At 70.6% G+C, this 22,810-nt stretch carries 18 protein-coding genes; 13 read left to right on the top strand and 5 right to left on the bottom strand.

Features of this window, described 5'->3' with window-relative positions; translation table 11 throughout:
* Positions 1-40 precede the first annotated feature (40 nt).
* From MEICH_RS0106025 to MEICH_RS0106015, 3 genes are all read right to left on the bottom strand, one after another.
* Positions 41-1,351: a sensor histidine kinase gene (locus tag MEICH_RS0106025; protein ID WP_036218911.1), complete on the bottom strand. Its 1,311-nt coding sequence runs from the start codon at positions 1,349-1,351 to the stop codon at positions 41-43.
* Positions 1,348-2,025 (bottom strand): response regulator transcription factor, encoded by a 678-nt coding sequence (locus tag MEICH_RS0106020; RefSeq protein WP_036218382.1) that lies wholly within the window; start codon positions 2,023-2,025, stop codon positions 1,348-1,350. Before MEICH_RS0106020 ends, MEICH_RS0106025 begins: the two co-directional genes overlap by 4 nt.
* Before the next feature lie 143 nt (positions 2,026-2,168).
* Positions 2,169-2,630 (bottom strand): hypothetical protein, encoded by a 462-nt coding sequence (locus MEICH_RS0106015; protein WP_157202632.1) that lies wholly within the window; start codon positions 2,628-2,630, stop codon positions 2,169-2,171.
* A 277-nt stretch (positions 2,631-2,907) separates the two neighbouring features.
* On the opposite strand from MEICH_RS0106015, the gene MEICH_RS0106010 reads away from it, so the two are divergent.
* The 8 genes from MEICH_RS0106010 (at position 2,908) to MEICH_RS0105975 (ending at position 13,278) form a co-directional block, all read left to right on the top strand.
* Positions 2,908-4,248 carry a TolC family protein gene (locus MEICH_RS0106010; protein ID WP_027891863.1) on the top strand — a complete coding sequence of 447 codons (1,341 nt, stop codon included), beginning with the start codon at positions 2,908-2,910 and terminating at the stop codon, positions 4,246-4,248.
* Between the two features lie 80 nt (positions 4,249-4,328).
* Positions 4,329-5,363 carry a TolC family protein gene (locus MEICH_RS23860; RefSeq protein ID WP_245587625.1) on the top strand — a complete coding sequence of 345 codons (1,035 nt, stop codon included), beginning with the start codon at positions 4,329-4,331 and terminating at the stop codon, positions 5,361-5,363.
* Entirely contained in the window at positions 5,360-6,697 is a 1,338-nt protein-coding gene (locus tag MEICH_RS0106000) for an efflux RND transporter periplasmic adaptor subunit (RefSeq protein ID WP_157202631.1), read from the top strand. The genes MEICH_RS23860 and MEICH_RS0106000 overlap by 4 nt, the downstream gene beginning before the upstream one ends.
* The gene (locus tag MEICH_RS23855) at positions 6,694-7,410 is read left to right on the top strand and encodes an ABC transporter ATP-binding protein (protein WP_476695752.1); all 717 of its coding nucleotides are present in this window, start codon (positions 6,694-6,696) and stop codon (positions 7,408-7,410) included. Before MEICH_RS0106000 ends, MEICH_RS23855 begins: the two co-directional genes overlap by 4 nt.
* 69 nt (positions 7,411-7,479) lie before the next feature.
* Entirely contained in the window at positions 7,480-8,772 is a 1,293-nt protein-coding gene (locus MEICH_RS0105990) for an ABC transporter permease (protein ID WP_245587624.1), read from the top strand.
* A gap of 92 nt (positions 8,773-8,864) precedes the next feature.
* Positions 8,865-9,440, top strand: a complete 576-nt coding sequence (locus MEICH_RS0105985; RefSeq protein WP_027891860.1) for a hypothetical protein — start codon at positions 8,865-8,867, stop codon at positions 9,438-9,440.
* Between the two features lie 128 nt (positions 9,441-9,568).
* Complete coding sequence (locus MEICH_RS23845) at positions 9,569-12,337, top strand: eCIS core domain-containing protein (RefSeq protein ID WP_084542200.1); 2,769 nt, start codon at positions 9,569-9,571, stop codon at positions 12,335-12,337.
* A 98-nt stretch (positions 12,338-12,435) separates the two neighbouring features.
* On the top strand, positions 12,436-13,278 hold the full coding sequence (locus tag MEICH_RS0105975; RefSeq protein WP_157202630.1) for a hypothetical protein: 843 nt from the start codon (positions 12,436-12,438) through the stop codon (positions 13,276-13,278).
* A 477-nt stretch (positions 13,279-13,755) separates the two neighbouring features.
* Here MEICH_RS0105975 and MEICH_RS26960 read toward each other — a convergent pair whose 3' ends face one another.
* Entirely contained in the window at positions 13,756-15,888 is a 2,133-nt protein-coding gene (locus MEICH_RS26960; RefSeq protein ID WP_027891858.1) for a S8 family serine peptidase, read from the bottom strand.
* A gap of 2 nt (positions 15,889-15,890) precedes the next feature.
* The gene (locus tag MEICH_RS0105965) at positions 15,891-18,290 is read right to left on the bottom strand and encodes an Ig-like domain-containing protein (RefSeq protein ID WP_157202629.1); all 2,400 of its coding nucleotides are present in this window, start codon (positions 18,288-18,290) and stop codon (positions 15,891-15,893) included.
* 477 nt (positions 18,291-18,767) lie between these two features.
* Between MEICH_RS0105965 and purB the strand changes: the two genes are divergently transcribed.
* From purB to MEICH_RS0105940, 5 genes are all read left to right on the top strand, one after another.
* Positions 18,768-20,078: an adenylosuccinate lyase gene (gene purB / locus MEICH_RS0105960; RefSeq protein ID WP_027891856.1), complete on the top strand. Its 1,311-nt coding sequence runs from the start codon at positions 18,768-18,770 to the stop codon at positions 20,076-20,078.
* Positions 20,079-20,136: 58 nt separating this feature from the next.
* Positions 20,137-20,847, top strand: coding sequence for a phosphoribosylaminoimidazolesuccinocarboxamide synthase (purC, locus tag MEICH_RS0105955; protein WP_027891855.1), 711 nt, complete (start codon positions 20,137-20,139; stop codon positions 20,845-20,847).
* 61 nt (positions 20,848-20,908) lie between these two features.
* Positions 20,909-21,169: a phosphoribosylformylglycinamidine synthase subunit PurS gene (gene purS, locus MEICH_RS0105950; RefSeq protein WP_027891854.1), complete on the top strand. Its 261-nt coding sequence runs from the start codon at positions 20,909-20,911 to the stop codon at positions 21,167-21,169.
* Positions 21,170-21,257: 88 nt separating this feature from the next.
* A complete protein-coding gene (gene purQ, locus MEICH_RS0105945; RefSeq protein WP_027891853.1) occupies positions 21,258-21,956 on the top strand; it encodes a phosphoribosylformylglycinamidine synthase subunit PurQ in 699 nt (232 codons plus the stop codon).
* 22 nt (positions 21,957-21,978) lie between these two features.
* On the top strand, positions 21,979-22,722 hold the full coding sequence (locus tag MEICH_RS0105940; RefSeq protein ID WP_027891852.1) for an HAD family hydrolase: 744 nt from the start codon (positions 21,979-21,981) through the stop codon (positions 22,720-22,722).
* Positions 22,723-22,810 lie beyond the last annotated feature (88 nt).

Raw genomic sequence — 22,810 nt, 5'->3', positions numbered from 1 at the left:
GTTGGGCGTTCGGCTATCGGCTATCGGCGTTTCCCGGCGTTCAGCGCACCGCCCCCCGGCCCTCGACCCCTTTCGGCGCTACCGGCAGCTCCACCCGGAACACCGCACCCCCCTCCGGGCGGTTGCCCGCGCTCACCCGCCCCCCGTGCAGCTCGACCAGGGCGCGCACGATGGACAGGCCCAAGCCGGTTCCGCCGGTCTGGCGGTTGCGGCTCTGCTCGACGCGGTAGAAGCGGTCGAAGATCTTGGGCAGGGCCTCCTCGGGGATGCCGGGGCCGGTGTCGGCCACGCTGAACCAGACCTCGCCGTCCTCCTGCCCGGCCGCGACGATGACCCGGCCCTGGGGCGGGGCGTGGTCGAGGGCGTTGGTGAGGAGGTTGCCCACCACCTGGGCCAGGCGGTCGGGGTCGGCGCTGAGGGCGATGGGCTGGTGCGGGAGGTCGAGCTCGAGCCGCACCCCCCGCGCCTCGGCGCGGGTGCGGAAGCTCTGGGTGGTCGAGGCCAGCACCTCGCGCAGCTCGAGCGGCTGGCGCTCGAGGGCGAGCCGCCCGGCGTCGACGAGCGAGAGGGTGCGCAGGTCCTCGACGAGGCGGGCCAGCAGCCGGGTCTGGTGGTGCAGGCGGGCGACCTCGGCCTCGTCGAGGCGGATCACCCCGTCCTGGATGGCCTCGAGGCGGCCCTGCAGCACGGTGAGGGGGGTGCGCAGCTCGTGGGCGATGTCGGCGATCATGGCCCGGCGCTCCTTCTCCAGGCGCTCGAGCGATTCGGCCATGGCGTTGAAGTTGCGCGCCAGCAGCGACACCTCGTCGTTGCTGCGGGGGGCGGGGATGCGCACGGCGAGCTCGCCCCGCGCTAAGCGGTTGGCCCCCTGCGAGATGGCCTCGAGGGGGCGGGCCAGGCGGCGCGCGAAGACGAAGGCCATCAGGATGCCCAGCCCCACCGAGGCCAGCGTGGCCCAGGTCAGGCTCTGCTGCAGCCGGGCCAGGAAGCCGGCCTCGCGGCGGGAGACCCCGGGCACCGGGGCCCGCAGGGTGAACTGCTGGGTGATGAGCACGTTGCCGCCCTCGAGGGCCCGCAGCATCACCACCCGCTCGCCCTGGACCACGTCGGGGGCCATCTGGATGATGACCTGGTCGGAGTTGAGGAGCTGGCGGTTGATCTCCTTGGAGAGGTCGAAGGGCAGGGGCACGGCCTCGGGGTCCTGCAGGACGGCCCGCACGCTGGCGGGGAGGTAGCGGAATTCTTTCTGGCCCTGGTAGGCGGTGAGGCCGAAGGTGATGAGGTTGGTGGCCACGGCCACCGCCGCCATCAGCAGCGCGAGGCGGACCTCCAGGCGGTTCCACAGCTTCATGCCGGCACCCACAGCCGGTAGCCCACCCCCCGCACGGTCTCGAGCAGGCTGGGGGCCCCGGCGGCCTCGAGCTTCTTGCGCAGGTTCTTCATGTGAACGTCCACCACCCGCTCCAGCGCGTCGGAGTCGGGGTGGGCGGCCTCGAGCAGCTCGGCGCGGCTGAAGGCGCGGCCGGGCGAGCGGGCGAGGGCCTCGAGCAGGCGGAACTCGGTGGGGGTGAGCTCGAGGCGCGCCCCGCCCACCCGGGCCACCACCTGCTCGGCGTCCACCTCCAGCGGCCCCGCCCGCAGCACCGGCTTGGGGCCTTCGGCCGGGTGGGCCCGGCGCAGCACGGCCTTGACCCGCGCCACCACCTCGCGCGGGCTGAAGGGCTTGGTGATGTAGTCGTCGGCGCCGAGCTCGAGGCCCAGCAGTTTGTCGAGGTCCTCGGTGCGGGCGGTGACCATGATCACGGGGGTGTTGCCGTCGGAGCGCACGCGGCGCAGCACCTCGAGGCCGTCAAGTTCGGGGATCTGGATGTCGAGCAGGATCAGGTCGGGCTTGGCCGCGCGGTAGAGGTTGAGGGCGCTGCGCCCGTCCCCCGCCCGCTCGGTGCGGTAGCCGTCGCGGCGCAGGTAGCCCTCGAGGATCTCGGCGATCTCGGGCTCGTCTTCGACCACCAGCACCAGCGCCATCAGGTTCAGTTTATCCGCAGCACTCGGCATCATGGCCCAGCTTGGCCTGCGGCGGTGAAGGGCGGGGGTGGAAATTGTGAAGGCCGTGTGTAGACGGCGGAAGAGCCCCCGCGGGGGCTCTGTGGAGGCTCGAGGATGGGCGGCTAGCCGACGTTGACGGTGAGGGGGAAGGTGTACACCTGGCCGCTCTCGTTGTCGCGCACCTGCACCTCGAGGGCGTACTGGCCGGCCGGGGTGCCCTCGGGGACGCGGATGCCGTAGGTGTTGACGATGGCGCCCTCCCGGGTGGCCTGGCTGTCGGGCACGAACACCGCCCAGCCGGCGGGGGCGCCCTCGTCGAGGACCCAGAAGCGCTCGAGGCGGGCCGTGGGGTTGGGCGCGTAGCCGTCGTCATCCACGTAGACCAGGTCGCTGACGTCGTCCTTGCTGATTCCCCAGCCGGTGGGGTCCTGGGTGAGCTGGACGTAGGTGGTGCTCCCGGCCCTGGCCTGGATGGCCTGTCCCGCCTGAACCTCGACAGGGTTAGCGGCGTACATCCCCTCGGGAGCGGCGGGCAGGAAGAGGCTTCCGATGACAATAGCGGCTGCTGCGATCAATCCGAACATGATGTTCCTCCTTTGGCGGGGCAAGGCTCGCTTGCCCACGGGGCCAAGTGTGGGACCGGGGCGTGCAAAAGCCATGGAGGGAATGTAAAGCCCGTGCGAAGACCTCCGGACCCGGGCTGAGGTGGCCTGGAGCCCGCTCTGGGCGGGGAAAGCTACGCCCTTCCAGCAGGGCGGTCTTCAAAAGGGCTACACAATCCCCGAGCCTTCACGAAACCTACACAAGGCGTACCCAACCGCTACACGGCCGCCCTCGAGACTTCGAAAGCATGGAGGTGGAGTGTTGAGCAAACCCCTGCTTTGGCTTTCCCTGCTGGCGCTGGCGACCTCCGCCCAGGCCCTCAGCCTGCCGGAAGCCCTGCGGCAACTGCCCCGCTCGCCGGGCTGGGTCAGCGCCGAGCTCTCGTATGAGTCGGCGCAGCGCCAACTCGAGGCGGCCCGGGCGGGCCTGGGGCTCAAAGCCTCGCTGGGCGGGGACTACTCGCTGGCGGGCTCGAGCATGGCTTCGCCAGACCCCACCCAGCGGCTCAGCCTCTCGGGCAGCGCCTCGCTGGGCGGGCTGTTGCCCTGGTCGAGCGCCTACGACGGCCTGAGGAGCGCCGAGCGCAGCCTGGCGCGGGCCGCGCTCGAGCGCCAGGAGGCCCGCAACACCCTCTACGCCACCGCCCTCGGCCAGTACTTCAGCGCCCGGCAGGCCGCGCTGAGCCACGAGGCGGCCCAGGCCGCCCTGCGGCTGCGGCAGCGCCAGCTCGAGGTCGCCACCGCCCGCCAGCAGGCCGGGCAGGCCACCCTCGAGGACCTCATCGCCGCCCAGCAGAACCTGGCCGACGCCCAGGTGAGCGCGATCAACGCCGAGGGCAACCTGAGCCTGGCCCGGCTGAGCCTGGCGAACACGCTGGGCCTCGAGGTGGGCGCCCTGGGCGAACTGAGCACCGCGCCCGAGGCCGCCGAGCTGCCCCCGGGGGGCCTCGAGCAACTCCTCGCGCAGGCCCTGGCCCGCCGCCCCGACGTGCGCAAGGCCCAGCTCCAGGTGGCCGAGGCCGAGGACAGGCTGGCCATCGCCCAGCGCGACCGCTGGTTCCCCGCGGCCTCGCTGAGCCTGGGCTACGGCAGCAGCCAGTCGGGGGGCGGCTCGGTGCAGGCCGGGCTCAACCTGCAGAGCGGCTTGGCGACCCTCAGCGCCTCCTACCCGCTCTTAGGGGGCTCGAGCACCGCCGCCAACGCGCTCAGCGTGGGGCTGTCGGTGGACCTCGCGGTGCTGGCCCCCGGCGCCGACGCCGCCATCGCCTCGGCCCAGACCGCGCTGGCCTCGGCCCAGAAGGCCCTCGAGACCGCGCGAAAGTCGGCGGAGCTCGACGTGCGGCAGAAGCACCTCGAGGCCCAGAATGCCCGTGTGCGGGTGGAGGTGGCCCGGCTGGCCCTGAGCAACGCCGAGCAGAGCCTCAAGACCGCCCAGGCCCGGCTGGCCGCGGGCACCGCCACCGCCCTCGACGTGCAGCTCGCCCAGCTCAACGTGCAGCAATCGCAGCTCAGCCTCGAGACCGCCCTGGCCTCGGCCCAGACCGCCGCGCTGCGGCTGCGGGCCGCGCTGGGGGAAGACCTGACCGGAGGAGACCGATGATGCGTGTTCCAAGGGGTCGTACGTCGTACGTCATACGCAATACGCCATACGCGATACGCAGCCTCATCCTGTGCGTTTTGGTGCTGTCGGCACTGGCCACAGCCCAGGCCCAGGCCCCCGCCCTCACCCTGCCGCAGGCCCTCGAGCGGGCCCTGGCGCAAAACCCCGAGCTCGCCAACCAGCGGGCCACGCTCGCCAACGCCCGCGCCGACCTCGCCGCCAAGCAGGCCGACCCCAGCACCCTGGTCGTGCCCCTGACCCAGGCCAAAAACAGCGCGGCGCTCGAGGAGGCCCGCACCGCGCAGAAGCAGCTCGAGGTGCTGCAGTCGGTGCTCTCGGCCTACGCCGCGCTCTACGAGGCCCAGGAGAACGTCAAGGTGCTCGAGGCCCAGCTCGCCCTCGACGCCCGCAACCTCGAGGTGGCCAAGGCCAAGCTCGAGGCCAAAAACGGCACCGCGCTCGAGGTGGCTAAGGCCGAGAACACCCTGGCCGCCAGCCGCCAGAGCCTGGCCGACGCCCGCGCGAGCTTGCCCATCCTGGCCGCGCGGCTCGAGACGCTGTTGGGCCAGCCGGCCGGCGGCGCCACCCGCGTGACCCCGCCCCCCGCCTTCCAGGAGGTGAAGCTGGACCCGGGGGCGCTCGAGCAGGGCCTCGCCCGCCTGCCCAGCCTGCTCCAGGCCGCGCAGAGCGTGGAGCTGGCCGAGCTCAACGTGCGGCTGGCCGACAACGACTACACCCCCGCCGCCACCCTGCGCGACGCGCGGGCCAGCTTGGAGAACGCCCGCCGCAGCCTCGACAACGCCCGCCAGAACGCCCTCACCACCCTGCGCGACGCCTACCGCGCCGTGCAGAACGCGCTCGAGAAGGTGCGCATCGCCCAGAAGGAGCTCGCCAACGACGAGGCCACGCTCAAGCAGGACCAGGCCCGCTTCAACAGCGGCACCATCTCCCGCGTGCAGCTCCAGGGCAGCGAGGTCGCGCTGACCCGCTCGCGCCTGGCCTACCAGCAGGCGGTGAACGGCTACTTCAAGGCCCTGGCCGCGCTCTCGGTGGCCGCCGGGGTGGACGTGACGGGTTGGGGGCCCGCGCTGGCGCGGGCAGGGGGTGGGTCGTGAGCGCGGTCGTTCGCCGCCGCCGGGTGGCCGGGTGGGTCTGGCTGCTGCTGCTGGCGCTGATCGGGAGCGGGGTCTTCCTCTGGCTGCGGGGGCGCCCGGCGGGGCAGGCCGCCCAGGACAGCGGCCCCGAGACGGTGGCGGTGAGCCGGGGGGTGTTCCGGGTCTCGGTGTCGGGGCCGGGGAGCCTCGAGGCCGCCCGCACCCTCGAGGTCAAGCCCCAGACCTCGGGCACCGTGCTGAGCCTGCCGCAGGTGGGCGACCGCGTGCAGAAGGGGCAGCTCGTGGCCCGGCTCGACCCCGCCGACTACCAGCGCGCCCTCGAGAACGCCCAGCTCGCGCTGCAAAAAGCCCAGGCCAACCTCGACGCCCTGCGGGCCAACCAGGCCAGCACCCAGGCCGCCAACCGGCAGAGCGTGACCAACGCCGAGGTCGGCTACGCCAACGCCCAGCGCGACCTGCAGAGCGCCCGCGACGGCCTGGCCGCCGCCCAGAAGCTCTACGACGTGGGCGGGGCCAGCCTGCAGAGCCTGCAACAGGCCAAGGACGCCTACGCCAAGGCCCAGGCCGGCCTCGAGAGCGCCCGGGTCAACCTCGAGACCGCCCGCCAGGCGCTCAGCCTCAAGGCCAGCTCGAGCGCCCAGGACCTCAAGAACGCCCAGCTCGCCGTGGAGCAGGCCCGGCTCGACCTGCGCAACGCCCAGCAGAACCTGGCCCGCACCAAGGTCTACGCCCCCTTCAGCGGCGTGGTCACGGCGGTGAGCGCCCAGCTCGGGGGGCCCGCCGCCAGCAACGCCGCGCTCTTCACCCTCGTCGACGACTCCAGGCTCAACCTGCCGGTGCAGGTCGACGAGACCGAGATCGGCAAGGTCAGGGTGGGGCAGCGGGCCGAGGTCACCCTCGACGCGCTCGAGGGCCAGACCTTCCGGGGCAGCGTCACCCGCATCTCCCCCAGTGCCACCCCCGTGCAGAACATCCCGGTCTTCTACGCCACCGTCACCCTCGACAACCCCCAGCGCCTGCTGCGCCCCGGCATGAGCGCCGAGGCCGAGATCATCGCCCAGGAGGTGCGCGGGGCGCTGACCGTGCCCAAGCGGGCGGTGCAGACCGTGCGAAACCGCGGCTACGTCGAGGTGCTCCAGCCCGACGGCACCCGGGAGACGGTGCGGGTGGGCCTGGGCCCCGACGACGGGGTAAACCAGGTCATCACCGAGGGCCTCGAGCCCGGCCAGTTGGTGGTGCTGCCCGCCCGCAGCACCAGCGGCGGGAGCAGCCAACAGCGGCAGGGCACGGGCTTCGGGCTGCCGGTGCGCATCCCGGCGGGGGGTGGGCGGTGAAGGCGGTGGTCCGGCTCGAGGGCGTGCGCAAGGTCTACCGCATGGGCGAGGTGGAGTTCGAGGCCCTCAAGGGGGTCTCGCTCGAGATCGCCCCCGGCGAGATGGTCGCGCTGATGGGCCCCTCGGGCTCGGGCAAGACCACGCTGATGCAGATCATCGGCCTGCTCGACCGTCCCACCGCCGGGACCTACGCCCTGGCCGGGCAGGACGTGACCGCGCTGAGCGAGAACCAGCGCGCCGAGGTCCGCAACCAGCAGATCGGCTTCGTGTTCCAGGCCTTCCACCTGCTGCCCCGGCTCAGCGTGCTCGAGAACGTCGAGGTGCCGCTGACGTATGCCGGGGTCCCCGCCCCCCAGCGGCGCGAGCGGGCGATGGAGGTGCTGCGGCGGGTGGGGCTCTCAGGCAAGGAGCGCCACCTCCCCTCCCAGCTCTCGGGCGGGCAGAAGCAGCGGGTGGCGGTCGCCCGCGCCCTCACCATGCGCCCCGCCGTCCTGCTGGCCGACGAGCCCACCGGCAACCTCGACTCCCACACCGCCACCGAGGTCATGCGCCTCTTCCAGGAGCTCAACGACGAGGGCACCGCCGTCGTCATCGTGACCCACGAGGCCGACATCGCCGACTACACCGGGCGCATCGTGCGCATCCGCGACGGCCTCATCGAGTCGGACGGGCCCAACCCGCACCGCAGGCGGCCCGTGGGAGGTGTGGCGTGAAGAAGATGCCAAAGGCCAAACGTCGAACGCTAAACACTCAGGGCGGGCTCGCACTTAAGGGGGGTGCGGATGAACCCAACCCGAGAACTTCCTAAAGAAAGGCCCCAGCGGCGCTCGAGCCTCGCCGGCATGAACCCCTTGCAGGTCGTGGCTATCGCCTGGCGGGCCATCCGCGCCAACCCCTTGCGCTCGGCGCTCACCGCGCTGGGCGTGATCATCGGGGTGGCGGCGGTGATCGCGCTCACGGGGGTGGGCCAGGGCTCCACCGCCAACATCACCCGCTCGCTACAGAGCCTGGGCACCAACCTCCTCACCGTGTCGGGCGGGCGGGGCGGCGGGCCGCCGGGGCTGGTGCGCTTCGGCGGGGCCCAGAGCCTCACCCTGAAGGACGCCGAGGCCTTGCGGGAGCAGTTCGCCGCTGAGGTCGCGGGGGTGGCCCCGGTGGCCCAGGGCAACCAGCAGGTCAAGTTCGGGGCCAACAACACCAGCGCCACCGTCATCGGCACCTGGCCCGACTACGCCGCCGTGCGCAACGCCCAGCCCGAGCAGGGCAGCTTCTTCACCGAGGCCGACGACCAGGGCCGCAAGCGGGTGGCGGTGATCGGCTACCAGGTGGCCCAGGACCTCTTCGACGGCGGCGAGGCGCTGGGCCAGAAGATCAAGATCGCCGGAATCTCCTTCACGGTGGTGGGGGTGCTGCCCGACAAGGGCGACTCCGGCTTCGCCAACCCCAACTCCCAGGTCCTGGTGCCGCTGGGCACCTACCACCAGCGCCTGGGCCGCAGCAACAACCGCGGCGAGCCCACGGTGAGCCAGATCTACGTGCAGGGCCTCGACAAGAACGCCCTCAAGGACCTGCAGGCCCGCATCACCGACTTCCTGGCCGAACGCCACAAAATCGCCGACCCCGAGGAGTACGACTTCAACGTACAGAACCAGGCCGACGCCCTGGCCTCCGTCAATCAGGTCACCCAGACCCTCACCCTCTTCCTGGGCGGGGTGGCCGGGATCAGCCTGCTGGTGGGGGGCATCGGGATCATGAACATCATGCTGGTCTCGGTCACGGAGCGCACCCGCGAGATCGGCATCCGCAAGGCGCTGGGGGCCAAGCCCCGCGACATCCTCACCCAGTTCCTGGTGGAGTCGGTGGTGCTGTCGGTGGGGGGCGGGGTGCTGGGCATCGCGCTGGGGCTGGGGCTGGCCCGCAGCGTGGGCAACCTGCTCAGCATCAGCCCGGTCTTCTCCCCCGGCAGCATGCTCCTGGCTTTCGGCTTCTCGGTGATGGTGGGCGTGTTCTTCGGCTACTACCCCGCCCTGCGGGCCGCCCGGCTCGACCCGGTGGAGTCGCTCAGGTACGAGTGAGCCGAAGACGCCGATAGCTACGTCCGGCACGACAGCCCGAAATACCTCGCGACAGAAGTACCTCGCAGGCAATTTCGACCCAAGGAGCTCTTATGGCAAGAACGATCCTCGCCACGGTTTTGGCTTTGCTGTCCTCGCTCGCGCTGGCCCAGGGGTTCGTCGTCCAGCAGGCCCCCGGGCCCGGAGGGCAGCTCGACCCCGAAGCGCGCAAGCGCCTCGAGCAGTACCGCCCGGTCCTCGAGCTGCAGAACAGCCTGCGGCTGATGCTCGAGCTCGACAAGCAGAAAAACCTCTCCTTCAGCAAGGCCCAGGCCCAGAAGCTCCTGCCCATCCTCAAGGACCTGCAGACCCGCGCCGACCTCAAGCCCGCCGACGCCGGCAAGATCCTCGCCAACATCGAGGACAAGATCCTCACCCCCGCCCAGCTCAAGTGGATGGACCAGACCCAGCTCAAGCGGCAGCAGGAGCTGCGCCAGCGGCGGGAGAACGGCGGCCAGGGTGGGCAAGGCAACAACCTGCAGGGGCCGGGCGGCCCCGGCGGGCAGGGGGGGCCTCGAGGCGGCGGCCTCTTCCAGGCCATCCAGCAGGGCAAGCCCTTCAACCCCTTCAAGGAAGACCCCGGCAAGAAGAGCCTCGCCGACCTGATTGCCTTGTTGAGCAAGCGCTGAGCCCCAAGGGGCTGAAGTGAGGGTAACGAGATCCGGCTCGAGGCTGACCTGATCTTCCGCAAGCCCCAGCACAGAACATTAAGCTTCAACGCTTGCCCCACCCTGGACCTAGTTCGTAGACTTGGCTCATGTCGGTTTACGGGGACCGTTCCAGGGAGCAGCGGTTCCTCGCCCCTGCGCGCCCCCAAGCCAGGAAGGCCGAGGAATGGGTGAGCGAGGCGCTGGACAGCCTCCCCCTCCCCCACCGCCCAACTCCCCCGACGAGGGAGACCGAGGAGCCCCGGCGGCCTCGAGCTACCTGGACTCCCGAGGGCGAGGAGGCCGAGGGAAGGCTGGGGCTGGTGCTGCACCCCCACGACTCCCCTCTCCAACGCAAAGCCCGCCTGGATCGCGAGTGGCTGCACCTCCAGATACAGCGCTACCGGCGGCGGCTCGAGGAGACCCGGGAGGCTCCCGAGGGCCTCGCCGGGCGCCTCGAGGCCCGCCGGGGCCGGGGCACCCCCCTCCCCGCTGAACTGCACGACCGGCTGGAGGCGCACCTGGGCGGCCCCCTGCCCAGGATCGTGATCCACGCCGACGAGGAGGCCGACGCGCTGGCCGGGGCGCTGGGGGCCGAGGCCTTCACCAGCGGCAACGACGTCTTCTTCCGCCAGGGCGCCTACGACCCGGAAAGCGAGGCCGGGCAGCGGCTCCTCGCCCACGAGGCCGCCCACGTCCTGCAGCAGAGCCGGGGCCTGGCCCGGCCCGGCCTCGACCCCGACCCCGCCCTGGAGGCGCAGGCGAGGCGGGCGGAACAAGGCTTCACCCCCCGCCCGGCCCTGCGGCTGGGGCTGGCCGCGGGGCTGGAGGTGGAGCTCCCCGCCGACGAGCGGCGGGTGCTCGACGAGGGCAGCGCCCTGGCCCTGCGGGGGGCGTACCGCGCCGTGGCCCACAGGCTGGCCCAGGCCTACCGGCAGGGCTCGAGCGCTGCCGAAGTAGCCCACGCCCTTCACAAAGCTGAAGCAGCCACGCAAATGCCCCTGCTGGAGGCGGTGCTGACCTTCCTGGGGAGGGCCGAGGGGCTGAAGGCCGGCCTGCTGCGGGCCTACCGGGGGGAGGAGCCCAGGCCCACCCCCGCCCCCGCGGCCGCCCAGGCGTCACCCGCCGTGCAGCGCAAGGAAAAGGCCGGCCAGGGTGAGGCGATTTTTAATCTGGTGGCGGCTGTCCGACGGGCACTGGTCTTCCAGCATAGCTTCAGGATTACCGAGCTGCTCTCGCCCCTCAGCCACGAGCAATTGTGCGCCGTAGCCAAGGAGTATGAGCGGCGCGAGGGGCGCCCGCTGCTCAACGAGCTACACAAGCTGGAGTGGACCGGCCTAAGCCCCCAGTTGCTCAACCGGCTGGGCCTGGCCGCCCTCGGCTCGCAGGAGGAGGTGACCCTCGCGGCCTTCGCCGAGCAGCTCGCCATCAGCCTAGCCTACGCCAACCAATTCGACCTCTCCGACGCCAAGGGCTATCCCCAACCCTCCGGGGGCCAGGGCAACGCCAACCCCGCCCGGCTGCTGGCCACCTTCGGCTACCGGGCCCTGCCCGCCGTCCAGGGGGAGTGGGGCTTCCAGATGCGGGTCTTCCTGCCCCTGCCTGGCCGGGCCCGCTTCCCCTTTGCCTTCGTGGCCATGCGCGGCACCGAGGGGGTCAACCTGCCTTTCATGAAGGCGGCCGACCCCAAGACCATGTCCGCCGCCCAGTTCGCCAAGGAGCTCGAGAGCGACCTCGACACCCTCACCGACTTCGCCAGCGAGCACACCGGCTACAGCCAGTACGAAGCCAACCGGGACGTCATCGCCAAAGTCATTCAGGAAGCCCGCCAGGCCAGCCCCGGCCCTATGGCTATCTGCGGCCACAGCCTGGGCGGGGCGCTGGCCCAGATCGCCGCCGCCGAGCACCCCCAGCACTTCCGCCACGTCTTCACCTTCCAGTCCCCCGGCATCCGCAAGGCCGACGTGGAGAAGTTGCGCCGGGCCAACCCCCAGCTCCAGGCCCTGCACCTGCGGGTTTCCAACGACGTGGTGCCCATGGCCGGGCAGCAGTTGGTGGACGGCCGCGTCCACACCTACCGGCGAGGGAAATCCCTCCAGGCCCTCGACCCCGCCAAGACCCACAACATGCCCACCCTGGCCGAGGCCCTGGAGAGCCTGGGCCCCCAGCACCTCACCCCCGACCAGCAGGCCATCGTCCGGTTGGGCAGCCAGGACCCCGACGAGACCAGCGCCGCCCAGGACGGCGTCACCCCGGTGGCCGTCTCCGTCCATCCCAGCCAGAAGGACCCCATCCTGCGCGGCGAGGCCGCCAAGCAGGACCTCCTGCCCCTCGTTTCCACCGCCTCCTTCCGCGCGGCCTACACCTACAGCGTCGGCTACAACGCCCTCGTCGAGTGGGTGCAGCCCAAGCTCAGATCCCTCACACCTGAAGCAGTCACGGCGAAGGGTGGCGTGGCTTACTTGGTAGACCGGCTTGAGGGCATCCTCAAGCAGGCCAACGCCCTGGAGCAGATCCCCAACACCCCGCAGTGCCTGCGCCACTTCACCCTGGCCTTTGGCACGACGCCGGAGGCGGTACGCAGGGAGATCGGCACGCTGGAGGGCATCCTCGGGGGGAGGCTTCCCGAGCGAGGCCCCTTCAACCCCCACCACGTCCCCAAAGCCCTCATCCCGTACCGCGTCGCCGCGCTGAGGGACTTGGAGAGGAAGTACCTTGGCGGTTTCCTGCACCTGGACGAGAAAGTACTGGAGATGAACCGACAGCTCTTACACAAGCACCTCGCCGACCTGTGGTACGCCCAGCACCCCCGCGCCGACGAGGCCACGGTGAGGCTGTGGCAGGCGGCCAAGGAAGCCCTCAAGGATAAGGACCGATAAACATGAATTTTGGAAAGCCCTTGCCTCCCATGTTGCTGGCCTTGGGGCTGGGGGCTGCCCTCATTGCTCTCTTCTTCATTCCCCCGAAGGGAGGCTTTATGAACGCAGAGAAGGTGGACGTCAAGACCATCGAGGGCATGGACCGGGTCTTCGAGGAGATCACTGCGCTGATCGAGGGCATTGCGTGGATCGGCTATAACCCATGTGGTGGACAAGCTGACTACCGCTATATGCGTTGCTTCAACTTGGGCAAGGGCGACTTCAGGAACCTCAACGCCGAGCTGATCCCCGCCCTGCGGGCCAGGGGCGTCGTGGTGGAGGAGTTCCGGGTGGGGGACATGGGCACGAACACCTTCGCCTTCATCCCCCAGTACCCTGGGCTCGAATTCGAGCTGAGCGATCTAGGAGGCGTGCTGGAGCTTTTTTTGTACACCGAGGACGGCAAATGGAGGAGCCCCGAGATGCCTAAAGGCAGCTACGCCCTCGTGGACCTGGGCACCGCGGCCAGGGACGCCGCCTGGAGCCTGCTCTACCGGGCGGGTTACTCCCCCAGCCGCCTGCGCAAAGCCGAGCAGGCCTGCCCCCAAGCCCGCGCCCTCCAGCCCCACCAGTACTGCCTCGAGCTGGGCATGAGCCGTATGGAGTTCGCCGCCGCCATGGCCGAACGGTACTTTTCCGGCCCAAAAGACGAGTTCTGGAAGCGCTACGCCACCGGTGCGTTCACCTATAAGGGGGAGTTGTGGGCCGCTCCTCCAGACCCCAATGACCCCCCCGAGGTGAGGAACCTTCCACCCAACTACGTCATGAGCTACCGGGAGAACGGTTTGGTTGACGCTTACGTCATCGAGGATAACGTTGCTTACAAGTCTATGCGCTTCGCCTTCAGCTACACCCCCCACGGCGAGGGGGGCACCTTGCTGGTCAGCGCCGCCCTGCGATGAGCGGGCCATGCCCTGCCGACCGACCTCCGGTACGAGCCCGGCCTGTGGTCCCGCCGCCAGCGGGCTTACCTGGGGGCGTACTTGAGTCGAGCGGTTGGACGAAGAAGTCGAGTTGCCTGACCAGCCGCCAAGGCTAGAACTCGAACACTCATTCGAGGTAAGGCGCAGTGCGCAAGAAGGTTCGAAGCGTGTGTAAGGAGGCTTAAAAAGTCCGTCCCAATACTGAAAAAAAGCACCGGACGAGCCCCTCGGCCTCTATACGCTCACGGGCTCCTTCAAAGAGGACCCCGCCAGGAAGACCCTCACCGACCTGGTTGCCCTGTTGAGCAAGCGCTGAGCCGCGCCGGCCCTCGCGCCGTATGAAACGCTCGAGCGGGCCCCCACCCAAGGTGGGGGCCCGCTCGCCGGGGAGGGGTGTGCGCTGGGGTCCGGGAAGATAGCCGCCAGACCCGAGAGGCTGTCTTCCCGGGCGCGGCGTCAGAAGTCGGGGGCCGGGCTGGCGTTCGTGCCCACGCCCAGGCGGTAGAAGTAGCCCAGTCCCTGCTCGCCGCTGGCTTCCTCGAGCTTGACGTAGTACGTCCCGGCCTGGCCCGTCCCCACGGTGAAGCTGAGCGAGGCGGGCACGGCGGCCTCGGTGTCGCTGGCGACTACGGTGATCTGGTCCGGGGCGACGAGGCTGAGCTTGACCTTCCCCTGCCCGCCGATGTACGTGCTGGCCGCACGGAGGTGAAGCGTCGTCCCTTCGGCCAGGGAGATGGCGTACACGTCCACGTCCGGCCCGCCCTCCGGGAGGCCGAGGTGGGCGAAGTTGTTGGAGTCGAAGGCCGCGCTGAGGGTGAAGGAGGGGAGCAGCGTGCCCAAGAACCCGGCGAGGTCGGTGGCCGTGCCGGGGGTTTCGTTGCGGGCCGGACCCGAGCCCCCGGCGGTCTCGTACAAGTCGGCCTGCTGGCGGAGGATCACGAGGGGTGAGCTGCCCGCGGGTGCGGCGACCACGGTCTCCTGCGGGTCCTCGCTGCCGCCCAGGAGAAGCTGGCTGGGGCCTCCGGCCAGCACCCGGTAGTTGCCCGGCTCGCTCCCGAGGAAAAGGGCGCCAGGGCCGACGCCGATCTGGGCGTGGTACTGCTTGCCCGTGGCCGCGTGCACGAGCGTGACGCTGCTAAAGGGGACGAAGCCCAGCATGTCGGTGCCGGCGTCGGCGGCCTTGTTCAGCACGCCCACCGTGATGTTGCTCCCGTCGGCGGGCAGCGCGGCCGGGGTGGTGATCCCCTTCGCCAGCCGCACCGCCTTGGCCACGTTCACCCGGCCGGCCCCCATGCCCGCGGTTACGGCGGGCGGCCCCGCCACCGGGTCGGCGGTCATCTGCAGGATCCGCATGACCTGATAGGGCGTCGGGCTGAGGCCGTTGTCGCGCAGGACCTGCAGCACCGCCGCCGCCGCCCCTGCCACCACCGGACCGGCCGCGGAGGTCCCGCCGAAGAGCCAGGTCTTGCTGCCGAGGTTCACGTAGGTCGTCAGCACGTCGTCGCCGGGGGCGGAGATGTCGACCCAGGGGCCGTAGGTGGAGAAGTCGGTCTTTTCGTCGTGGGGGTTGGTGGCCGCCACCGCGATGACCCCGGGCAGCCCCGAGGGGAGGTGGTAGGCGTCGCGGTAGTCGTTGCCTGCCGAGGCCACCACCACGACCCGGTTCAGCAGGGCGTAGTCGAAGGCGTCCTTCAGGAGGTGGCTGTAACCGCCGCCGCCCCAGGAGTTGTTGAGGATGTCGGCCCCGTCGCCGCTGTCGCCGGGGTCGGTGGGGGGTAGGCCGTCGGGGCCGTTGACCGCCCAGACGACGGCCTGCGCCACGTTGAAGTCGCCGGCGTACCCACCGCTCGAGCCCCCGAAGATGGTGACGGGCATGAGCCGGGCGGCGCTGGCCGGGTTGCCGTCGCCCCCGGCCACCCCGGCCACGAACTGGCCGTTGTTGGACAGCGCCGCGGCCATCCCCGCCGAGCCCGAGCCGTGGGTGTCGCGGCCCGGGTTGCCCTGGAAGGGGTCGGTGGGCGCGTACGGGCTGAGGGTGAAGGCGTTGTAGCCGCTCACGCAGCGGCTGCGGCTGGGCTGGTCGCAGAGGTCGGGGTGGGAGCGGTCGAAGTCGGAGTCGACGACGCCGATGGTGACGCCGGTGCCCACCGCGCCCTGGCTCCAGGCGTCGGGGGCGCCGATCTTCCCGAGCCACCACTGCTGCGGCAGCAGGGGGTCGTTGAAGGCCGCCTGGGAGCTGAGGCCCTGGGCGGTGGGCCTGGGGGCGGGCAGGGGGATGGGCTGGCGGTCGAAGCGGTTGGCCTCGGCGTAGCGGGCCTGGGCCATCAGGCGGCGCGCGGCCTGGGCCTGGCTGAGGCCTTGGGGGAGTTCGAGGAGCGCGGCCTCGAGCTGGGGAATGGTGGCGACCACCCGCGCCCCGACCCGCCGGGCGATGGCCTCGAGGTTGGCCCGGTCTTTATAGCCCACCACCAACTGCCGCTCCTGGGGGATGGTGAGGGCCGGGCTCGAGCCGTCCGGCGCGGGGGGGCGGGTCTGGAGGCCGCAGGCCGCCAAGAGGCTCAGCAGGACGATCAGAAGAACCTGGCGCATGTTCAGTAGCTCCCGTCTCCGGTCACGAATTCGTTCCACTCGCCCGTGCAGACCGGACCGCCGAAGTTGCACACGCCCAGCGGGTGGAAGACGTTCCAGATGTCTTGGGCGATGGAGATGGCCTCGACGCGGGCCGGGTCGGCGGGGTCGAAGCTCACCGCCGCGGCCGAGAGGTCGAAGGAGTAGGCGTGGTGGGCCTCGAGACGGCTCAGGCTGGCCGCGCCGTCGGCGTTGTAGGCCACGCTGTAGGTGTTGCCGCTGACCTCGAGGTCGGCGTCGGAGAACAACTGCCCGGTGGAGAAGTAGGGGGACCAGATGAAGTACTCCCCCTGCTGCGGGTAGTCCAGGATGAAGGGCGCGAACAAGCGCTGGTCACCGACCACCCGGCTCACGCTCCAGGAAAAGGTGGGGCGCACCGACACGCCGGTCTGGTTCTTCGCCGGGCTGAGCAGGCTCACCGTGAAGCGGTCGAGGGGGGTGGTGGCCAGCACCGGCCCGGCGGCGGTGGTGCTGCCCACGGCGTCGACGCGGTAGTAGACCCTCCGGCCCACCGCCAACTGCGGGCTGCCGTCGTTGTAGGCCCGGGCGGCGCCGCCCAGGGTGGCGATCCTGGCGAAGGTGGAGCCGTCGAAGGAGCGCCAGACCTCGAAGCGGTCGGGGTTGGTGCCGCTGTAATTCCAGGAGAGCTCGACCCACAGCGTGCTGTCGGCGGAAGGGGCTCCCTGGACCGAGATGCTGGAGGCGGCGGGCAGGCGCACGGCAGTGGGCTTAGGGGGGCCGTAGAACCCGACCGCCTGGGCCAGGGTGACCGACAGCACCTGGAAGGCGGTCACGGGGGTGACGGCGGGGCTGGCCGTGTTCTGGGCGAAGTCGAGGTAGTAGATGCGGTGCACCCGGTTGTCGTTGAGGTCGTAGGCCACGACCTCGAAGGTCGTGGGGCCGTTCACCCCGGCGACGGCCGCGCCGGAGAGTTGCCGGTTGCCGGTGTCGGGCCCGTTGACGTCGGCGGGCCAGCTAAAGCGCGGGTTGGAGAAAAAGCCGGAGCCGGGGGTCTTGGCGAGGCCCGCGTAGATGAGCCGGGCCATGTTCCCGCTGCCCTGGGCCGTGGCGGTGATGCGGAAGGGGACGCAGGCTTGGGCCCGGGTCACGCTGGCGAAGTCCGCCCCGGCGGCGATCTCCCCGCACCCGCCCGCGCCGGTGGTTACGGAAAGGCTCGGGGGGGTGGTGGCGAGGCCGGGGTTGGTCGCGCGCTTCTGCACCACGCTGATGGGGCCCAGGTCGGCCTCGAGGCGCAGCCCCTCGACGCGGCTCCCCGCGTAGCCCGGCTTGCTGAAGCTGAGGTTGTAGGTGCCCGCGGGCAGGTGCAGGGTGAAGGCCCCGTCGCCGTCGGTGACCGCGGTGGCCGGGCTTCCGTCCACCGTGACGGTGCTCCCCGCCACCGCGGCCCCGGCGTTGTTGTCCACCACCAAGCCCGTGAGCACGAGCGGGCCGTAGACCACGCTCGCGGTGGCGCTGCCCTTGAGGCCCAGCGCGTCGTAGGCGTTGACGGTGAGGGTGTTGCTGCCCTCGCGCAGGCCGCTGACGGCGAAGCTGAACTCGGCCTGCGCCCCCGCCGTGATGCCCACCTCCTGCTCGGCCCCGCCGTTGAGCTGGTACGTCAGGCGGGTCACGGCCTGGTCGTCCGTGGCCCTGCCCACGACGTTCACGCCCGTGCGGTTGAGCGTGGTCCCGGCGGCAGGCTGGGTGATGACGACGCCGGGCGCCCCGGGCTGGTACCTGACGCTGACCTCAGCGCTAGCCCTCAGGCCGAGCGCGTCGTAGGCGCTCACGGTGACGACGTTGTTGCCCTGGGCCAGGCCGCCGACGCTGAAGCCGAAGTCGACCTCGGCCCCGGGGGTGATCGCCACCTCCGCCTCGGCCCCGCCGTTGAGCCGGTAGGTGAGCCGGGTGACCTGCTGGTCGTCGGTGGCCTTGCCCTTCACGGTCACGCTGGCGACGTTGACGACCGCCTCGGCGACCGGTTGGGTGATGCTGACGCTGGGCGCGCCGGGCTGGTACTTGACCTTGAGCTGCGCGCTGCCCTTGTTGCCCGCGGCGTCGTAGGCGTTGAGGGTGATCACGTTGTTGCCCTGTTCCAGGCCGCCGACGTCGAGCTTCAGGTCGACCTGCTTCCCGGCAGAAACGTCCACCCGCTGCTCGGGGCCCCCGTTGAGCTGGTAGGTGACCCGAGCGACCGCGCGCTCGTCCGTGGCGCTGCCCCGGACCTCCACGCCGTTGGTGTTCACGGTAACGCCGTCGGCGGGCTGGCTGACCCGCACGACGGGAGGGCTGGTGTCGGCCGGGGTACACCCGAACAGCAGGAGCGCTCCGGCCAACCCGGCGTAAAGAAGCTTCAACTTCACGTTCTTCCTCTCCTCGATCTCTGGCTAAGCAGCAAGGAACTCCGCCCGAGCACCCGCAGCGCTCGGGAGTCCGGAGCACTTTCATAAAGTTGGTAGGCTTATCAAGGAAAAAGTGTCTCCTAAAGGGTTTTATCACCCCCTTCCGTCGGATCGAATCCGGTAAAATATACTCACTCCGAAATCAACCGGTCAAGTGCCTCGAGGGCCGCCGTGGGCCAAGGGAAGAGCGCGATTAGGCCACGGGTGGCGGCGCGGGGTTCGGGTGGCTGGCCCGCCCCCCCGGCCTTTGTGTTAGACTCTTGCCGTTGTCCACCAGGCCGCCCCGTGAGACGGCGACGGACAGCGAGTGATCCGGGTGATCCCGACCTTATCCCTTCTTTTCCTGCCAACCGACGACGGAGCAGTGTACCGCCAGGCCCTGGGGCCTGGCGTGAATCGTTTTGAGCCCCGGCACGGCGGGGCCCCACGGAGAGCCGGATGATCGAGCGCTACCAAACCCCCGAGATGCAGGCGCTTTGGACCGAGGCCCGCAAGTACCAGGCCTGGGCCGTGGTCGAGCAGTACGCCCTCGAGGCCTGGGAGGAGCTGGGCGTGGTGCCCAAGGGCGTGGCCGCCAAACTGGCCGAAGGGCTGGAGCGAAGGCCCATCGACGCGGCCTTCGCCGCGCAGGTCGACGAGCTCGAGGCCCAGACCCGCCACGACATCGTGGCCTTCACCCGGGTGCTCTCGGCCTGGGTGGACGACGCCGAGGTGGCCCAGTGGCTGCACTTCGGCCTCACCAGCACCGACGTGGTGGACACCGCGCAGAACCTCCTGCTCGTGGAGGCGTTGCGGCTGATCGAGGCCGAGCTCGAGGGCGCTCAGGAGGCCCTCAAGCGGCTCGCCCTGCGCTACAAGCACACCCCGGCGGTGGGGCGCACCCACGGGGTCCACGCCGAGCCCACCAGCTTCGGGCTGCGCTTTTTGGGCTTCTACGCCGCCTTGAAGCGCGACGCCGAGCGGCTGCGGCGGGCCCGCGAGGCCGTGGGGGTCGCCATGCTCTCGGGCTCGGTGGGCAACTACGCCCACCTCGAGCCCGCCGTCGAGGCCTACGTGGCGCGCAAATTGGGGCTCGCGGTCGAGCCGGTCTCGACCCAGGTGGTCCCCCGCGACCGCCACGCCGAGCTCATGGGCGCGCTGGCCATCCTGGGCGCCGACCTCGAGCGCGTCGCCGTCGAGCTGCGCCACCTCCAGCGCACCGAGGTGCTCGAGGCGCAGGAGCCGTTCAGCTACAAGCAGACCGGCTCCTCCTCCATGCCCCACAAGAAGAACCCGGTGGCGCTGGAGAACGTCTCGGGGCTGGCGCGGCTGCTGCGCTCGAACCTGCAGGCCGAGCTGGAGAACGTGGCGCTGTGGCACGAGCGCGACATCAGCCACTCCTCGGTCGAGCGGGTCATCCTGCCCGACTCCACCACCCTGGCCCACTACATGCTGCGCCGCCTCAGGCGGGTGCTCGAGGGGCTGGTGGTCTACGAGGCCAACATTGCGCGCAACCTGGCCCTCACCCGGGGGCTGGTCTACTCGCAGCGGGTGCTGGGCCTGCTGGTGGGGGCCGGGATGGACCGCACCGCCGCCTACGAGGTGGTGCAGCGCAACGCCTTGAGGAGCTGGGAGGAGGGCCGCGACTTCCGCGAGCTGCTCGAGGCCGACCCAGCGTGCTTGGTGAAGGGCGAGGCGCTGGCCCCGGCCTTCGACCCGGCGTACTTCCTGCGGCACGTGGACGCGATCTACGCCCGTTTCGGGCTTTAAGGGGAGGGGTAAGATGGGTAAACCCTTTCCCTCGTTGTTCAGCTAGGCGGTGAGGCCGATGACGGAGAAACTGTACGAGGGCAAAGCCAAGATCGTGTACCCGGGCCCCGAGGCCGGGACCTACCGGGTGTACTACAAGGACGACGCCACCGCGTTCAACGCGCAGAAGCGGGGCACCATCGCGGGCAAGGGGGTGGTCAACAACCGCATCTCGGCCCGGCTCTTCCGCCACCTCGAGGCCCAGGGCGTGCCCACCCACTTCCTGCGCGAGCTCTCCGAGCGCGAGATGCTGGTGCGTCAGGTCGAGATCGTGCCGCTGGAGGTGATCGTCAGGAACCGCACGGCCGGGACCTTCGCCAAGCGCTACGGCGTGGAGGAGGGCCGCCCCCTCCCCCGCCCGCTGGTGGAGTTCTCCCTCAAAAACGACGCCCTGGGCGACCCCCTGATCTACGACGACGCCGCGCTGGCGCTGGACCTGCTCAGCGGGGAGGAGCTGGCCCGCATCCGCGAGCTGGCCCTGCGGGTCAACGACGCGCTCAGGGCCTTCTTCCTCGAGCGCGGCCTCGAGCTCGTCGACTTCAAGCTCGAGTTCGGCCGCCTGGAGGGCGGGGAGATCGTGCTGGCCGACGAGATCAGCCCCGACACCATGCGGCTGTGGGAGGTGGGAACCGGCGAAAAGATGGACAAGGACCGCTTCCGCCGCGACCTGGGCGGGGTGGAGGAGGCCTACCAGGAGGTGCTGCGCCGGGTCCTGGGGGGCGCGGGGTGAAGGCCGGGTTTTTGGCGTTTGGCGTTCAACGTTTGGCGTTCGGCGCGCCGGAGGCGCACTCATGAAATACCACGCGACGATCCTGATCGAACTCAAAGACGGCATCCTCGACCCCCAGGGCCGGGCGGTCGAGGGCGTGCTCACCGGCCTGGGCTACCGGGTCGAGAACGTGCGGGTAGGGCGGGTGCTCGAGCTCGAGCTCGAGGCCGCCTCCGAGCCCGAGGCCCGCGAAACCGCCCTCGCCATCGCCCGGGCGCTCGCCAACCCGGTGATGGAGGTCTACGCGCTGGAAGCCCTGAGGCCGTTGCAGGAGGTTTTGTGATGCCAAACGCAAGGCGCAAGACGCAAAACGCTGGGAGTAACGACGCGTGTGGCGTATGGCGTTTGGCGTTTCGCGCGCCGGAGGCGCCGTGAAGGTCGCCGTCGTCGTCTTCCCCGGCTCCAACTGCGACCACGACACCCGCTGGGCGTTGGAGCGCGCGGGGCTGAAGGCCGAGCTGGTCTGGCACACCGAGGGCAGCCTCGAGGGCTACGGCGCGGTGTTCCTGCCCGGGGGCTTCTCCTACGGCGACTACCTGCGGGCGGGGGCGCTCGCCAAGTTCTCGCCCGTCATGGGCGAGGTGCGCCGCCTGGCCCAGCAGGGCTACCCGGTGATGGGCATCTGCAACGGCTTCCAGGTGCTCACCGAGGCCGGGCTGCTGCCGGGGGCGCTGCTGGCGAACACCAACCTGCACTACACCTGCAAGGAGGTGTTCCTGCGGGTCGAGCGCACCGACCTGGCCTTCACCTCCGACTACCGCAAGGGCCAGGTCCTGCGCCTTCCCATCGCCCACGGCGAGGGCCGCTACTACGCCGACGAGGAGACGCTGGCGCGGCTGGAGAACCAGGGCCAGGTGGTCTTCCGCTACGTGCCCCAGCCGGGCGCCGCGTCCGAGGCCCCTTACAACCCCAACGGCTCGCTGCTCGACATCGCGGGCATCGTCAACGAGCGGGGCAACGTGCTGGGCATGATGCCGCACCCCGAGCGCGCGGTGGAGGAGGTGCTCGGGTCGGTGGACGGCGAGGGGATCTTCACAAGCCTGAGCAAGGCGCTCTCGGCCATGGCGTGAGTTTTTGGAGAGGAGAGGTGCAATGAACGCGCAAGGCATCGAAAACCTCAAGGCCATCACCTTCGACTTCTGGGGGACGCTGTTCACCGAGGGCGAGAACTACGCCTACCAGGTGCTCTCGCTGCGCTACGAGGTGCTGCTCGACGCCCTCTCGGAGGCCGGGACCCCCGCCGACGAGGCCCAGGTGCGCGAGGCCTACCGCCAGGCCGCGCTGGCCTACGAGCAGGCCTGGCAGGCCGAGCAGATGATGACCCCCTACGAGCGCGTGGCCCTCATCTTCAAGCTGCTGGGCGCCCGGCCCGACGAGGGCCTCGTCGCCCTCACCGCGCGGCGCCTCGAGGAGGCCTCCCTCCACGGCAGCCTCACCCCCCTCCCCGGCGTCAAGGAGAGCCTGCCCAAGCTGGCCCAGAAGTACCGCCTGGGCGTGGTCTCCGACACCGGCATCACCAGCGGCCGCCTGCTGCGCGAGCACCTCGAGCGCCACGGGCTGCTCGAGCACTTCAGCGGCTTCTCCTTCTCCGACGAGACCCTCACCGTCAAGCCCCGCCGCGAGGCCTTCATGACCGCCCTCGACGAGCTGGGCGTCGGGCCGCAAAACGCCCTGCACGTCGGCGACATCCCCCGCACCGACATCGGCGGGGCCTTCAACGCCGGCTATAGCTGGGCGGTGCAGTACACCGGCCACCGCAGCCTCAACGGCGGCCCCGAGCCCACCGCGCGGGTGGGCGACCACCGCGAGCTGTTCAGGTTGCTGCCCGAGGCCTGATGGCAGGGGTCGTACGCCTCACGTCGTACGCAAAACGCGAGACGCCTCGACCCGCGACCCCAAACGCCACGAGCCTCCTCTCCCCTAA

The sequence above is a fragment of the Calidithermus chliarophilus DSM 9957 genome (genome assembly GCF_000430045.1).
GTDB classification, from domain to species: domain Bacteria; phylum Deinococcota; class Deinococci; order Deinococcales; family Thermaceae; genus Calidithermus; species Calidithermus chliarophilus.
This window is presented reverse-complemented; position numbering and strand designations above follow the sequence as displayed.